The organism is Paenibacillus sp. FSL R5-0486 (assembly GCF_037975155.1).
GTDB lineage: Bacteria > Bacillota > Bacilli > Paenibacillales > Paenibacillaceae > Paenibacillus > Paenibacillus amylolyticus.
In genome coordinates this window covers 2,222,115-2,237,960 of the sequence record NZ_CP150237.1, presented here as the reverse complement: position 1 = coordinate 2,237,960, position 15,846 = coordinate 2,222,115, and the positions used below count along the sequence as shown (strand labels likewise).

The following is a 15,846-nucleotide window of genomic DNA, read 5'->3' as shown; positions in this document are numbered from 1 at the left end:
GAAAGATACTTCGAATATCTTCAAACTAACTTATTACAACTTTACGAATTTGTCCATAGGCGCAATCCGTTGAGAAGTTTTTAGGTAATCTCATGCACAGACCACACAATTCCATTTGTAGCACCACTGCCCAGGTTCAACGTAATCGTCAGCCCGTTTGCGGCATAGAACAGTCCAATCACATCTCCCGCATTCAATGCGACTTCTACTGCCAAAGTCACTGAACCACTTCCCAGCACTGCCCGCAGTGTGAGTAGCGTAATCGCGACATTTAGGACGGGCAACAAACCACTGACAAGTGTCGTTACCGTAGGGGATGTTCTCTGTACAAGAAAGGCTGGGTTAACGCCTGCACCCAGAGATAGAGCAATCGCTGCAGTCGTTGCATAATTGATCGTGGCCACAATGGAGTATCTTCCGGTTACCGGGACGGTATAGTTTCCTGTTGTTGCATTGAAGTTGGCATTACCGTAATAAGGAGCCGTGGTCGTCCAGTTGGTTAACTGAGTGCTGGTTGCTGTCGAAAGTGTAGCCAGGAATGCCGAGAACCCTTGTGTTGCAAAATTGGGGCCGGTTGGGCCCGTGGCTCCTGTCAGCCCCGTTGCCCCAGTCGCACCGGTAGTTCCTGTTATGCCTGTTGCTCCAGTGGCACCCGTAGCTCCGGTTGCACTCGTTACACCGGTTGCCCCCGTAATTCCATTAGCCCCAGTTGGTCCAGTCGGGCCGGTGGCTCCCGTAATGCCTGCTGTTCCGGTTATTCCTGTAACTCCTGTTGTGCCGGTACTTCCGGTGGTGCCCGTTGCACCTGTAGTTCCTGTTGTCCCAGTTACACCAGTTAGTCCTGTAGCTCCCGTTATTCCTGTTTCTCCAGTTGTTCCGGTCGCACCAGTTATACCTGTAACTCCTGTTGAACCAGTACTTCCGGTGGCACCTGTTACACCCGTTGTACCCGTAATTCCTGTTGTGCCTGTGGCTCCTGATACACCTGTGAGCCCTGTAGCCCCAGCTGCTCCGGTCGCGCCAGTAATACCCGTGGTTCCTGTTGTTCCTGTCGCGCCGGTCGTGCCTGTAACGCCTGTTAAACCCGTCTCTCCTGTAATACCCGTGGTTCCTATTGCTCCAGTCACACCTGTGATCCCAGTGGCTCCAGTCGTACCTGTTGTACCCGTAACACCAGTTACGCCAGTTGTGCCAGTGGCACCAGTCGCACCCGTAGTTCCTGTCGCTCCGGTTACGCCTGTAACTCCCGTAGTTCCCGTTGCTCCAGTAGCCCCGGTTGGTCCCGTCACACCAGTCGTACCTGTGCCCCCTGTTAGACCCGTCTCTCCAGTTTGACCAGTTGTGCCGGTGGCACCTGTAATTCCAGTAGCTCCAGTCACACCCGTAATGCCAGTTACGCCGGTCGTGCCGGTTGCTCCTGTTTCACCAGTAATACCCGTTGGACCGGTTGCCCCTGTAGCACCAGTCGTACCTGTAACTCCGGTTATGCCAGTCGCACCAGTGGCTCCGGTTGGTCCTGTTGTACCTGTCGTGCCGGTAACGCCTGTTGCACCCGTCTCTCCAGTCGAGCCGGTTACGCCAGTAACTCCCGTAGTTCCGGTTGCCCCAGTGGCTCCGGTCGCACCGGTTGGTCCCGTTACACCTGTTGTACCGGTGGCGCCTGTTACGCCCGTCTCTCCTGTAATGCCCGTGGTTCCTGTTGCTCCAGTAGCCCCGGTGGGCCCCGTCACACCAGTCGTACCTGTGACCCCTGTTGGACCTGTAGCACCAGTAATTCCTGTGGCTCCTGTGCTCCCAGTTAGACCCGTCTCTCCAGTGACGCCTGTTGCTCCGGTCGCACCAATTGTGCCCGTAACACCAGTTAAGCCAGTCGTGCCGGTTGCTCCTGTTTCACCAGTAATACCCGTTGGACCGGTTGCCCCTGTAGCACCAGTCGTACCTGTAACTCCGGTTATGCCAGTCGCACCTGTGATACCCGTAGTTCCCGTTGCTCCAGTCGTACCTGTTGTACCCGTAACACCAGTTACGCCAGTCGAGCCGGTTACGCCAGTAACTCCCGTAGTTCCGGTTGCCCCAGTCGTTCCTGCAACCCCTGTTATACCTGTTTCCCCAGTGGCTCCGGTCGTACCTGTTGGTCCTGCCGTGCCGGTTATGCCAGTGGCACCGGTTGGTCCCGTTACACCTGTCGTACCGGTAGCGCCTGTTACACCCGTCACTCCTGTAATGCCCGTGGTTCCTGTTGCTCCAGTAGTCCCGGTGGGCCCCGTCACACCAGTCGTACCTGTGACCCCAGTTAGACCCGTCTCTCCAGTTGCTCCAGTTGCTCCCGTCGTTCCAGAAATTCCAGTAGTACCTGTAACCCCAGTAAGTCCAGTTACTCCCGTCTCACCAGTTTGGCCAGTTGTGCCGGTGGCGCCGGTAATTCCAGTAGCTCCAGTCACACCCGTAATGCCAGTTACGCCGGTCGTGCCGGTTATTCCTGTTTCACCAGTAATACCCGTTGGACCGGTTGCCCCAGTAATTCCAGTCGCACCTGTAATCCCGGTTAGACCCGTCTCCCCAGTTAATCCAGTAAGTCCAGTTACTCCCGTAACTCCGGTTGATCCTGTCACACCAGTTTGGCCAGTAATTCCAGTAGCACCAGTCGGCCCGGATACGCCAGTTATTCCTGTGGAACCCGTACTCCCCGTTGCTCCTGTAACTCCAGTCGTACCTGTGACTCCGGTTATGCCAGTCACACCAGTGGCTCCGGTTGGTCCGGTTGGTCCTGTTGGTCCTGTCGTGCCCGTGGCTCCAGTTAATCCCGTAACACCAGTTGGACCAGTAATTCCTGTTAGACCTGTTTCCCCTGTGATACCAGTTGTGCCTGCTACACCAGTAGCTCCCGTAGTACCCGTACTTCCCGTTGCTCCAGTCGTACCCGTTTCACCGGTGACCCCAGTGGCTCCAGTCGCACCTGTTGTACCCGTAACTCCAGTTAAGCCAGTCGCACCGGTTGGTCCTGTGAACCCTGTTTCTCCAGTTGATCCCGTCACACCAGTCGTACCTGTCACCCCTGTTGGACCTGTAGCTCCAGTCGTACCTATTGGTCCTGTTTCACCAGTATTCCCTGTTAGTCCTGTAGTGCCTGTCGGACCAGTTATACCAGTAACTCCAGTCGTACCTGTGCTCCCAGTTAGACCCGTCTCTCCAGTGACGCCTGTTGCTCCTGTCACACCAATTGTACCCGTAACGCCAGTTAAGCCAGTCGTGCCAGTTGGCCCTGTTTCACCGGTGACCCCGGTTATGCCAGTAGCTCCGGTTGCACCTGTAACACCAGTTGTTCCCGTCGCACCCGTACTTCCAGTGACTCCAGTTATACCTGTTAGTCCTGTCTCTCCTGTTGGGCCAGTCGAACCGATAGGGCCCGTTACACCTGTGGTTCCTGTTAGACCGGTCTCCCCAGTAACACCAGTGGCCCCGGTCACTCCCGTCAGTCCTGTGAACCCTGTTTCTCCAGTAACACCTGTCGTTCCGGTTATGCCAGTCACTCCCGAGATACCTGTAATTCCGGTTGCTCCTGTCGCCCCAGTCGGTCCCGTCGCGCCTGTGAATCCTGTTAGACCCGTTTCCCCAGTGACACCAGTCAGTCCGGTAACTCCGGTCACGCCTGTGATACCCGTGGTTCCAGTAATGCCAGTTAGTCCAGTTGTACCTGTAATTCCAGTTTCTCCAGTTGCACCGTTCAGTCCCGTCACACCAGTCGGACCTGTGACCCCAGTCGGACCTGTGACCCCGGTTAACCCCGTCTCTCCTGTAGGGCCAGTCGATCCGGTAGGGCCCGTTACACCTGTGGCCCCAGTTATACCCGTTTCCCCGGTGACACCAGTGACTCCTGTTAGACCCGACTCTCCAGTTACACCAGTTGTTCCGGTTACTCCCGTGGCACCTATACTTCCTGTTGCTCCAGTGGCACCTGTTGGGCCCGTTACCCCAGCTGTACCCGTGGTTCCGGTAATACCAGTTATTCCAGTCGCACCCATAGCACCTGTAATACCAGTTGCACCTGTACCTCCTGTTAGACCCGTCTCTCCAGTGACACCTGTTGCTCCGGTTACTCCCGTAATACCAGTTGTTCCCGTTATGCCACTAGTGCCAGTAGTTCCGGTCACACCAGTAAGTCCCGTTACGCCAGTTAAACCAGTCGTGCCGGTTGGTCCCGTTACACCTGTGTTCCCTGTTAGACCAGTCTCCCCAGTAACGCCCGTGGTTCCGGTCGCTCCCGTAATTCCTGTAGCTCCGGTACCTCCTGTGACACCAGTGGTTCCGGTAATGCCAGTTAGTCCAGCCGCACCTGTAATTCCCGTTTCTCCAGTTGCACCGGTCGGTCCCGTCACACCAGTCACACCAGTCGTACCTGTGACCCCTGTTGAACCTGTATCTCCAGTAGTTCCGATTGAGCCAGTTGCTCCAGTAGGGCCTGTAACTCCAGTTATTCCTGTTTCACCTGTTGGACCCGTAAATCCGGTGTCACCCGTTGGTCCTGTATTTCCCGTCAGACCTGTAGCTCCGGTCTCTCCAGTGACGCCTGTTGCTCCAGTCACACCAATTGTACCCGTAACGCCAGTTAAGCCAGTTGTGCCGGTTGGCCCTGTTTCGCCGGTGACCCCGGTTATGCCAGTAGCTCCGGTATTACCAGTTGAACCAGTAACCCCGGTGAGTCCTGTCGCGCCAGTTACACCAGCAATTCCTGTTGTGCCACTAACTCCGGTTGCACCTGTAACACCAGTTGTTCCCGTCGCACCCGTACTTCCAGTTATACCTGTTAGTCCTGTCTCTCCTGTTGGGCCAGTCGAACCGGTTGAACCCGTTACACCTGTAGCCCCAGTTAGACCCGTTTCCCCGGTGACACCTGTGACTCCTGTTAGACCCGTCTCTCCAGTTGCACCAGTTGTTCCGGTTGCGCCGGTTACTCCCATGGAACCTGTACTTCCTGTTTCTCCAGTCGCACCTGTTGGGCCAGTTACACCAGCTGTACCCGTGATTCCTGTGATCCCAGTCGCACCCGTAGGACCTGTAATACCAGTTGCACCTGTACCTCCTGTTAGACCCGTCTCTCCAATGACACCAGTGGGCCCGGTCGCTCCCGTAATTCCCGTCGTTCCGGTTACGCCAGTCACTCCCGAGATACCTGTAATTCCGGTCGCTCCAGTCGCCCCAGTCGGTCCCGTCGCTCCTGTCGTGCCTGTTGGACCGATAACTCCCGTTAGTCCTGTGAACCCTGTTTCTCCCGTCACACCTGTCGTTCCTGTAACCCCTGTTTGACCTGTATCTCCAGTAGTTCCAGTTGCTCCAGTAATTCCTGTGGCTCCTGTTACACCAGTATTGCCGGTTATGCCTGTAACTCCCGTAGTACCGGTCGTACCTGTTATGCCAGTAACGCCGGTTGTACCTGTACTTCCCGTTGCCCCTATCGCCCCAGTAGATCCTGTAGCACCTGTAACTCCGGTGGTACCCGTTTCTCCAGTAGCCCCGGTCGGTCCTGTCACACCTGTCGTGCCGGTGTTCCCAGTTAAACCCGTCTCTCCAGTGACACCAGTTGCTCCGGTAACGCCAGTTATTCCTGTGGTACCGGTAGTTCCCGTTACTCCTGTATCCCCGGTGGGTCCTGACACACCAGTCGTACCTGTGACTCCGGTTGTGCCAGTGGCACCAGTTGCTCCGATCGCACCTGTACTGCCTGTAAACCCAGTAATACCTGTTGCACCTGTTATTCCAGTCGTTCCTGTTGTGCCCGCAATTCCAGTAACGCCAGTTACTCCGGTTGTACCTGTTGGTCCTGTTTCACCAGTGACACCACTTATACCAGTGGCCCCAGTGAGTCCTGTCACACCAGTCGTACCTGTGACACCAGTAGTGCCAGTAGCACCAGTTGCTCCAGTAATCCCCGTGAGGCCTGTAATTCCAGTAGAACCGGTTACACCCGTGGTACCCGTAACGCCAGGTAATCCGGTCGTACCTGTTGATCCTGTTTCACCAGTATTACCTGTTATTCCAGTACTTCCTGTAGTTCCGGTTGTTCCTGTTTCGCCAGTGACCCCGGTGGGTCCCGTTAGACCAGTCGTACCTGTAACTCCTGTTAGCCCCGCCTCACCAGTACTTCCTGTCGCTCCGGTGAATCCTGTCAAACCAGTCGTGCCGGTCGCACCTGTACTGCCCGTAAATCCAGTAATCCCTGAAGCACCAGTATTTCCAGTAACGCCAGTGATGCCTGTCGTGCCTGTTTCGCCCGTTGCTCCCGTCACACCCGTTAATCCAGTTGCCCCCGTAGTGCCTGTTGTTCCAGAAGTACCAGTGCTTCCTGTAACTCCAGTCTCACCCGTAATACCTGTTAGACCCGTCTCTCCAGTGACGCCAGTCGCTCCGGTCGCACCAGTACTTCCTGTAGTTCCGGTTACACCTGTAACTCCCGTAGACCCGATCCCCCCAGTGGGTCCTGTCGTACCAGTAATTCCCGTTAGACCCGTTTCCCCAGTGGCACCAGTTGCGCCGGTTATGCCAGTATTTCCAGTTGGACCCGTACTTCCCGTTGCTCCTATTGCCCCAGTAAATCCTGTAGCACCTGTGACTCCTGTGATACCTGTGGTTCCAGTAATACCAGTTGCTCCGGTTGGGCCAGTTGAACCTGTAAAACCGGTGATTCCCGTAACGCCGGTTAAGCCTGTTGCTCCTGTTAGACCATTTGCTCCGGAAATACCCGTAGTACCTGTAAATCCGGTTATACCCGTTAAACCATTGGCACCCGTCGGACCTGTAATTCCTGGGGTTCCTGTCGCTCCAGTCACTCCCGTGAATCCTGTTTCACCAGTAGATCCTGTTAGTCCCATCACACCAATTCCAGTTGGACCAGTTGCTCCAGTGAACCCGGTAGCCCCAGCTAATCCTGCAACTCCAGTTGGACCTGTAAAGCCGGTTATACCGGTATTTCCTGTAGCACCGGTCACGCCTGTAACACCAATTCCGGTAATTCCAGTTGCGCCGGTTGTTCCTGTGACTCCAGTTGATCCAGTGCCACCTGTAGCTCCTGTAGTTCCATCCACACCTGTGGTGCCCATCAGTCCGGTAGCTCCTGTTGCACCTGTGACTCCAGTTATTCCGGTACTTCCCGTGGTTCCGGTTACTCCGGTCCGTCCTGTTAAAATGGTTGCTCCCCATATGCCGGGATACCCAGGGTCTCCAGTTAACCCAGTAGCACCTGTTGCTCCAGTGAATCCTCTCATTCCCTGATAACCCCGTGGGCCGCGAAGGAAAGGAATCCTGTGACTTTTCTTTTTTTTGCATTTACGTCTGCTTTTCTTACAAGACTTACTCTTCTTCTTTGGGATAGAGTGCTTTTTTGATTTTTTTGCTTTCCGTTTACCTGTACTGATTGAGGAAATTTTGCGTTTCCTTTTGGATATACCGCTCACAAGAGAATCCCCCCTCCTTGTACACCACGTCAAATCCCCGCATTTTACAATAGTACACTCTATGCCCTGGACTAGCTTTGTGCGCCCCCCTATTCAATATACCTATGAAACCTTCACAGTTAGTGATCAATCAATTACTTTTCTCCAAAAAATATATTCCCCTCTACTCCCCCTGCAACTCCAACTCCTTAATCGTAAACGCAATTCCTTCCTCAAAAGATGTTGCCACAACCGGGCCAATCCGTTCCTCATACTTCTGTCTACTCAGGATCAGGGGTTCCTCAGTCAGATATAACATTTCTACAATTTCTTTCATAACGGGTACACCTAGTCCAATCAAAGACAATCCCACTCTTCCTAACGCCATCACAGGTTTGCTTCTTCCCGCAGCCTTCTGTGCCAATCGCACGATGTCATGACCCGAGATGATCCCCGATCCAGGAATGTTCCAATTCTGTCCATACGTCATCTCTCTGCTTGCCAGCTCCACCACCATGACCGCTGCATCCGGTAAATAGATGTACTCTCTCGGCACCTTCATATTTCCGATAAAAAAAGCCATCTTACCTTTTGCTATCGCTTCAAGGGTTGAACCCAGATAGGAAGCTTGATTAGCCGATGGGCCATAATAATCTGGCAAACGAACGATCATCACCTGAGCTCTGCTCCAACTTGTGCTGAATAACATCTGTTCATAGGCAAGTCGTATCTTGCCTTTACGGGTATGTGGCTGTTTCGGATGTTCTTCGGTTACCTCGTTCATTTGTCTTCTGCCATACGGGTAAATTCCGTCTATTACCACCACTTTCAGAACCAAGTGTTCTGCCGCTACCATTACGGATTCGCCTAGCGGAATCAGCTTGCTCTCCATCTCGTTATACGGGACGTTCGCACAATGAAACAGGACATCCGCTTCCTGGGAAGCAACGATAATATCATCCGACCGAAATGCATCTCCCACTGCGATTTGCAGGTGATCTGGAGATCCCAACTTTACCGCAAGTTGCTCCAGTTTTTGACGTGAGCGCCCAAATGCGATCGTAGAAATCCCTCGTCTAATCAATTCCTCCGTAATCGTTGCACCTGTTCCACCTGTGGCTCCAATCACAAAAGCTTTTTTCATCATATATCATCCTCTTTCATCCATTTAGTGATTGATCAATAACTGAATTCAAAAAGGGAATTCCCCCTCCCTCTCTATCGTTCCTTCAACTCTGGCATATCCAGTGCATTAGATACATTACACAACATCCCGATTGCCAGAAAAATCATGGTTCTTTTTAGCGGTTCAGCAATTCCTGCAACGGTGAAAGCTTCCAGTACCATGGCTCTTACATCACTAATGCCTTTTTGCATAGCCTGACGAATGACTTCCTCCCGGATCGTTTGCGCCTGCATCTGAAGCAAGATCTCGCTCTTGTGCGATTCCAGAATCTTATCATAGGCTTCAATGAGATCATTCTCTAACTGATCTGGTGTCGCCATCTCCACCACAATTCGAAACGAATCAATCACCCGTGTCCATGAGACCTCAATTGCAGTTAATAATAAAGCTTCTTTTGTTTTGAAAAAACGAAATATATACGGCTGTGAGATCTGTGCCCGTTCAGCCACCTGGGCTGTGGTCGCACGATAATAGCCAATTTCCGCGAAGACGTCAATTGCTGCAGAGATAATATCATTTCGCCGGTTAACCGACGCTGCTTTATCCTTTGCCATGATAATCCGCCCTCCAATAGTTAGTGATTAATTGATCAATAGCTTGAAGTATAACGAATACTATCCCTCAATGCAAAGGTATCGTGACCTTGTACAAAGCCAACAAACCCGCAGACGCTGGCTCAAGCCGCTGCAGGTTGTGTAACTTGTCGATCATAGATTCTATCCACTGGAAACCGAAGAGAACATGGTTTGTCTGAAACAGATTCGTACCATGCGGTACAAGAGTGTCTGTTCACTGCTGAAGAAGTTTACGCAATCGGGATTCCGAATCCAGCTTCGGACAACTGTCACAATACCCATGTGTATGACTTCCGTTTCCAACCAGATAAGCCAAACAACAATATCGGCGTAGCAGGAACGGAGGTCCCTGCCACCCGGAATGTTTGAAGCGCTGCAGCTCATTGGCAAATGTACATGCATTATCGTTTTGCCGATCCAGCCAGAGGCTTTGATCTTCTTGAATCTTTGCAAGCCGTTCATCTGTCTTCCAAATGCTCTGATCATTGATCATACGTGCATACAATTGTTGCACATTATGGGCAACCAGAGACCACATGACCTTATCGCTCGCTCTTGTAGCGACGGCTACCGCTCGCAGGACAGGTTCCAGATGTAGCAGCACTCTTTTCTTGAGCAAGCCACTCTCTGACCTGCGCTGAACAGGATCTTCACCCTCCAGAGAGGTTCTCTCCAGCAGAGTCTCATATCGCATGCCACCTGCACCATTCAATTCAAACCGCACATCATCGTCTGCAACGCTAAGTATAGTATCGTATAGACTGAATGCTGAAATTACGGACATCACGAATACGGAGTAACGTTTGGCAAAAAGTGTACCGACGGCCGCACTTCCTCTTCCGCCCAATTGAAGCCCTTGCTGCATAGCCTGTTCACGCAATATCAAGTTTCGTTTCTCTTCATTCAGCAGATCCTTCACACGGAAAGGATACTTGGAATCATCGCAGTCCACTTGGATCGTCGTCACAAAAAATTGCTGTAACACTTCCGACATCTCTGAATAATCATGTCTTGGATAATGTCTCATCTATTGAATCATCTCTTCAACTTCGTTGATAATCTCGCTTCGCCCAATCGCTCCCCAGCCCTTAAACAACCAGAATGAGTCTGTCGTATAGACCTGATCTGCACCGACAGCCGGCACTGCCTTCCAGAGTGAGCTTGCGTTGATGTTGTTTACATACTCATCGGCATTCGGGTCAATCTCCAGAACTACGAAATCAGCATCCACATCTGCAATTTTCTCCATGGACAGGTCCTCACGTTGTTCGGCAGGTGTCACAGTCGTTGGCACAAATCCAAGATCATGATACAAAAGTGTGTTGGTTGGATGTCCTTTTGCCGCGTAAATTTGTAAGGTCTTCTCTCTTACACGCAGATAAGCCAACTTTTTTTGATCCAGTTGTTCGATCTTCGCTTTTAATTGCTTCGCCTGCTGCTCTACCTCTGCTATCTTTTCTTTTGCCAGATCCACTTTGTTGTACATCCCGGCAATGGTCAACAGATCCTGTGTCCAATATGTTGTATCATCAACAAAATCCAGCCATTCAGTACCAAGTACAATCGTCGGAGCGATTTTCTCCAACTGATCATACGTACTCTCCGCAGTTCGACTCTCAATAACGATGACATCCGGATCAATCTGAAGGATAGCCTCCAGGTTAGGACTGTCTGCAGACCCTACCGTTGGAATGCCGGCAAGCTGATCTGCAAAGTAAGGCAAATAATCTCCTCCGTAACGAACTTCTACATTAACGCCTGCTGGTTTCTCACCAATCGTTAACATGTGATCGATGTAAGCAGCAGATAATACCACCATACGCTCTATTTTTTGCGGTACAACCGTTGTTCCTTTAAGATGCTCAATCGTTTGCGTACCACTCTCTTCCACAGGTGTATCCTGTTGCGGAGGCGTTGCTTCTGTTACTTCTGATGCCTTGCTACATGCCGTCAGAACGAGCACAAGCAGGGCCAACAGTATCATCGTTGTTGCTCTCTGTCTTACCATTTGTAGTAAATCCCCTCTACTATTTAATAATAATAATCATTATCACTATAGTAGGGAAAAGCATACAGGCTTACCATGGATTATTCCACTCTCTTCTCTTGCACAATATCACCGTAAGGTAACCCCAAGTTGCTCTGCCACATATCGCATGGCCCACATGCGTCCGGTGGGACCCAGCGTTTTGAAAAAAATATCTCCTGCATTATATACATGGCCTTCTTGAACAGCCTTTAATGCCAACCATGCACCGGATTGCTGTAATTGCCTCAGTTGAGCACGTGCCTCTTCTGTGGGATCGACCATTACAAACACATGATCCGCGTCGTATAACTGCAAATCGCAAACTTTACTCTCTACAGCCCACTGTTGTTCCGGAAAATCACGAGGCAAATAAAATCCCAGATCATCATACAACAGGGCCCCTGTCTGGTTGTTCAATCCATACATTCGGTAGAAATGAGAAGTCACCCGGATGAACATGGCACTCTGTTTCCCCCACCTCGATTGAATGCGTCCTCGAAGAACCCGGCTCAGTTCAGCATGTTGTTCTATCCACTGTACAGCCTGTTCGGTGCGGCCCATAATGTCCGCCATATACAGAAGCCTCTCGCCAAAATGGTTGGTGTGCTCCAGCATGGTGGTAGGCGCGATACGATTCAGGGAGTCATTTGGCTCCAAACGATCACTTGTAATGATCAGGTCCGGTTGGACTCGCCTCAAATCATCAAAGTTCTGATTGAAGCTATCCAGAATAAGTCCCTGATGACTGTGTGCTTGAAGCGCAGGTATGGCAACATGTCGAGCCACCCTCTGACCATAGGATAAAGCCGATACTGGCCTCAAACCAAGCGTTATCACATAATCGTCCAACCCGTAATACAAGGTGGCAATGCGATTCACTTTATTTTTCATATACAACGTTGGGGCGATTCCTTCGTTTTTCTTGAAGACTCTGCTGAAATAGTGCTCGTCCTTATAACCCACTTGCTCTGCAATATCCTTGATTTTATCTGAAGAAAATAACAGTTGCTTGGCCTTTGCCATACGTAGTTTCAATATATATTCAATCGGAGTCATGTTTAATTGCCGTTTGAATGTTCTTATAAAATGATTCACACTAAGCCCTGCCACGCGGGCCATCTGATCAATTCGAATGTCTTCCATATACTGATGCGTCATATAATCAAGTACCAAATCCATCCCCGCTACAGGGGGTGTTGCTTCATTCACGTGCATCATTAACTGAATCAACAACTGATGCAAAAGATGTTTCCTGCGCGTCTTTTCCAGACTCGTAAACGAGTGTTTTCCACTCATCAGGGTATCCATCATCTCCTGAATATCACGTGTATTGGAAGGAACATTAAGCTTGCCCGTCACAGGGAGATCAAATGCCTCGGTATGCCAAGCATTCTTACGCCGGGTAAGTGTAACACAGGAAAATAAAATGATCTGATATCGGACAGGTGCTTCCATATCCGTCTGAAACTCCACATGCATTCCTGGCTTCAACAAAAACCACTCGTCTTGAGATACCGTATGTACAATGTTATCCATAGACAAAGATCCTTTGCCAGCGATGACCCTGCAAATGGCGAACCTTTTCCAGATCCGACGCTGAACAGCCCCCGGATTGCTAAAGTAATGGCAGACGTGGACAGCAGAGAAATGTAGTCGCTCCAGTTGTTTGATCCAATCATTTTCCTCCATGCTCACGTCCCCTCCCTGTTTGGATCCGATTCTATGTGAACTGATTACACTCTATTTTTCAGCTCCCAATAGTAAATTCTTTATACTATCCAACTGCAACTCCAGTGAATAGGGATCTTCCATGATGAACTCATCCTCTGTACCATCCAAGGAACCATAGGCGTAGACTTGTCCTTTCTGCACAGCAGGCAGACGTTTCCAAACCTCGCTGTTCAGGATCTCTTTGGCGTCCTCACTACCCGAACCATATAAGAAGATATGATCTCCCATATACTCAGGCAGTACTTCAAGGGAGATCGTCTCGAATCCATCCTTCATTTCGAGTGCTTGCTGAGTTGGAGGCAGTTTCAGCATCTCATAGATCGTGGAACTACCATAGTTCCCGCCTTCTGCACCAAGTACATACAACGCTTTGTACCCTATTTGTATGATGGATACAGTCTCCCCTTCTTTAATTACACCATCAATCTGCTTCTTAGTCTCTTCGATATTCTCTTCATATGTCGTGATCCATTGCTCTGCTTCCTTCTCTTTTCCAAAAACACCAGCAATCCGGCGCAGCTTTTCCAATGGGCCAGAAGTTTTATCACCTTCCCAATAAGGTAAAAAGACGGTCGTTGCAATTTTTTCGTAATCCTCAATATTTTTATCAATGGAACCGATGATGAGATCCGGCTCAAGTGACACTAACTTCTCCAGATTCATTGGGAACTCTCCTCCCAAATCCTCAATACCCGCTATAACATCAGTAGCAATGCCAGACTTTTCAATCCATCCTTCGTTCAGCATAAATGTTCTTACACCAACCGGTACTATGCCCAGTTTCAGCAGGTACCCCATATATTGATCTGAAGCAACACGCTGCGGATTGGCCGGGATTACCACATCTCCCCTCATTGTAGAGACGGTCCGCGTCTCCGGCTGTGCAGTCGATTTCCCTGCCTCCGTTGCCTGGTTACCCGATTGTGTAGTAGTCGCATTGGTCTCTGTTTGCGTACCACTTGCAGACGGCGCTGGACTGGAACAGGCCGTGAGCAATAGCGTGAGACACAACATCATGCTTAGTGCTGTCATTTTGAATTTTCCTTGCATTATTAATTCCCCTCCAACACTCTTTTGATATTGATAATCAATATCATTATATAGATGGGAATGTAACGAATGAAGGGCATTTTCTTGCATTACACTGGGCAAATCTTGCTTGTTGTTCAATACCAATGGGTGTTTCGACTTGTTTAACCGTTGGCTTACTCCTTTTTTGTAGCGAATTGGAGAAAGCCCTTTTATTTTTTTGAAGCTACGGCTCAGTGAATGTGCATCCGGATAGCCGATCTGTTCTGCAATCTGTTGCAGCGTTGCACTGGTATGCACCAGAAGATGTGCGGCCCTCTCCATTCGAATCTGTCCAAGATACTGGATGGGACTGATGTTTAACTTTTGTTTGAACAGCCTCGACAAGTGCCCCACACTGCATTCCATTGCTTCTGCCATTACGTCAAGAGCTATGGGCTCATGGAGATGAGCATTCATATATTCAATAGCCTGTGTGACCGTATCCGGTTTATGTGGCTGAATGGATTGTTCGTGTAAGTCTGTCAATAAAAGATATACCCATTGATGAAATAAGGTTTTGGCATGTAACTTTGCAAGCTTAGTAGACTGCTCCCACTCCTGTTTCAATTCCTCCATACACTGATACATGTGTAGCGGACGGGTTGGTACAAGTGCATATTGGTCCTGAAACGGACGTTCATGGTCCATCAGATACTGAATTTCCATCCCACAGGGCAAGGCTAGGATGGCTTTGTACAAAATCATATAATACGCCACGCCCGAATCCGTCTCCATATTTAAATACGCCTGCTTGCCTCCATGAATGATGTGGAATCCCTCCACGATGTATCTGTGTTGATCCATTCGTATCCGTGCACTTCCGTCGGTGATATATAGATAGGTACTTGCTGGTAGTTGATAATTCTTCAACTTCTCCCCAGGATGCAAAGCGTTTTGGCGTACATCCAGTATTTTGACAAAAACATGATTCCACAACCTGATGTGATCATTCAAATTCATATCCGCTGTACTTTCCCTCCCGCCATATTACATCGACATACCTTCTTGCTTTCTTTATGAAGAGCCTGTAATTTTCGCTCAGTATGTATATTTCATTTCATTATAAATCAATTGATAACAATTCTCAATAACATGCACAATCAATATTAACTTACCCATTTGGACAACATATATGGACTGCAATGTATACGTAGCGGGATAATAACGCTAGAATCAGCAACATTTTCTAACCTGTTGCAAAATCATAAAAGGCATGATATATTAATTGAGCCATCAATGATTGACGCATCAAATATTGATACATCAATGATTCGAGAGCATCCAAATAATCATTAGGCAATGGCATTGTATACTGCAACATTAATCATTGGTTAACATACGCCGTTGTTCATGATTCAGATTCACCCGGGAGGTCTAGTCATGACACGTATTGTTTCCAAAGAAGAACAAATCATCAATCTGTTGAACGTGTTGGGTAACAAACTCAGTCCCAAGTTCGAACGCTGTACAGGTATCAGTTCCTCTCGCTTTGAAATTCTGCATGAACTGGATCAGGTCGATGAGATTAACCAATCCATGCTGCAGAAAATCATTAACATTGATAGTGCTGCGATTACACGCCACTTGAAACAGCTTGAGGCGGACCTGATGGTTACAAGACGTAAGAATCCCGATGATAATCGGGTCACTTTTGTTCGTTTGACGGACCACGGTCGGAAGCAGATTGAAGGCTACAAAGCTGAGAAGACCAATTTTATCAACCAGATTTTACAGGATTTCAGTGAAGACGAAGTTCAATCACTCGCCGATTTCCTGGAACGTATGCAGAACAATTTCTAAACCCATATATAGAGGAGAGATCCATGC

8 protein-coding genes are annotated in these 15,846 nt (G+C 49.7%); 1 reads left to right on the top strand and 7 read right to left on the bottom strand.

The features are described 5' to 3' along the window. Positions 1–80: 80 nt before the first annotated feature. The 7 genes from MKY01_RS10095 to MKY01_RS10065 all read right to left on the bottom strand — a co-directional run bounded on the left by MKY01_RS10095 (position 81) and on the right by MKY01_RS10065 (position 14,979). Complete coding sequence (locus tag MKY01_RS10095) at positions 81–7,259, bottom strand: hypothetical protein (protein WP_339286379.1); 7,179 nt, start codon at positions 7,257–7,259, stop codon at positions 81–83. Between the two features lie 352 nt (positions 7,260–7,611). Then, positions 7,612–8,571 (bottom strand): NAD-dependent epimerase/dehydratase family protein, encoded by a 960-nt coding sequence (locus MKY01_RS10090; RefSeq protein ID WP_339287136.1) that lies wholly within the window; start codon positions 8,569–8,571, stop codon positions 7,612–7,614. Positions 8,572–8,645: 74 nt separating this feature from the next. Then, positions 8,646–9,167 carry a TetR/AcrR family transcriptional regulator gene (locus tag MKY01_RS10085; RefSeq protein ID WP_036670036.1) on the bottom strand — a complete coding sequence of 174 codons (522 nt, stop codon included), beginning with the start codon at positions 9,165–9,167 and terminating at the stop codon, positions 8,646–8,648. Between the two features lie 235 nt (positions 9,168–9,402). Then, a complete protein-coding gene (locus tag MKY01_RS10080; protein ID WP_339286378.1) occupies positions 9,403–10,215 on the bottom strand; it encodes a hypothetical protein in 813 nt (270 codons plus the stop codon). Further along, positions 10,216–11,196 carry an ABC transporter substrate-binding protein gene (locus MKY01_RS10075; RefSeq protein WP_036609773.1) on the bottom strand — a complete coding sequence of 327 codons (981 nt, stop codon included), beginning with the start codon at positions 11,194–11,196 and terminating at the stop codon, positions 10,216–10,218. Positions 11,197–11,304: 108 nt separating this feature from the next. Next, on the bottom strand, positions 11,305–12,906 hold the full coding sequence (locus tag MKY01_RS10070; RefSeq protein WP_339286377.1) for an AraC family transcriptional regulator: 1,602 nt from the start codon (positions 12,904–12,906) through the stop codon (positions 11,305–11,307). Positions 12,907–12,957: 51 nt separating this feature from the next. After that, complete coding sequence (locus MKY01_RS10065; RefSeq protein ID WP_339286376.1) at positions 12,958–14,979, bottom strand: AraC family transcriptional regulator; 2,022 nt, start codon at positions 14,977–14,979, stop codon at positions 12,958–12,960. A 420-nt stretch (positions 14,980–15,399) separates the two neighbouring features. Between MKY01_RS10065 and MKY01_RS10060 the strand changes: the two genes are divergently transcribed. After that, entirely contained in the window at positions 15,400–15,819 is a 420-nt protein-coding gene (locus MKY01_RS10060; protein ID WP_036609779.1) for a MarR family transcriptional regulator, read from the top strand. Positions 15,820–15,846 lie beyond the last annotated feature (27 nt).

What these genes read in the sequence shown, in the direction of transcription:
- MKY01_RS10090 (WP_339287136.1), bottom strand. Translation starts at nt 8,571, where the DNA reads ATGAAAAAAGCTTTTGTGATTGGAGCCACAGGTGGAACAGGTGCAACG.
- MKY01_RS10080 (WP_339286378.1), bottom strand. Translation starts at nt 10,215, where the DNA reads ATGAGACATTATCCAAGACATGATTATTCAGAGATGTCGGAAGTGTTA.
- MKY01_RS10085 (WP_036670036.1), bottom strand. Translation starts at nt 9,167, where the DNA reads ATGGCAAAGGATAAAGCAGCGTCGGTTAACCGGCGAAATGATATTATC.
- MKY01_RS10065 (WP_339286376.1), bottom strand. Translation starts at nt 14,979, where the DNA reads ATGAATTTGAATGATCACATCAGGTTGTGGAATCATGTTTTTGTCAAA.
- MKY01_RS10060 (WP_036609779.1), top strand. Translation starts at nt 15,400, where the DNA reads ATGACACGTATTGTTTCCAAAGAAGAACAAATCATCAATCTGTTGAAC.
- MKY01_RS10095 (WP_339286379.1), bottom strand. Translation starts at nt 7,259, where the DNA reads ATGAGAGGATTCACTGGAGCAACAGGTGCTACTGGGTTAACTGGAGAC.
- MKY01_RS10070 (WP_339286377.1), bottom strand. Translation starts at nt 12,906, where the DNA reads ATGGAGGAAAATGATTGGATCAAACAACTGGAGCGACTACATTTCTCT.
- MKY01_RS10075 (WP_036609773.1), bottom strand. Translation starts at nt 11,196, where the DNA reads ATGGTAAGACAGAGAGCAACAACGATGATACTGTTGGCCCTGCTTGTG.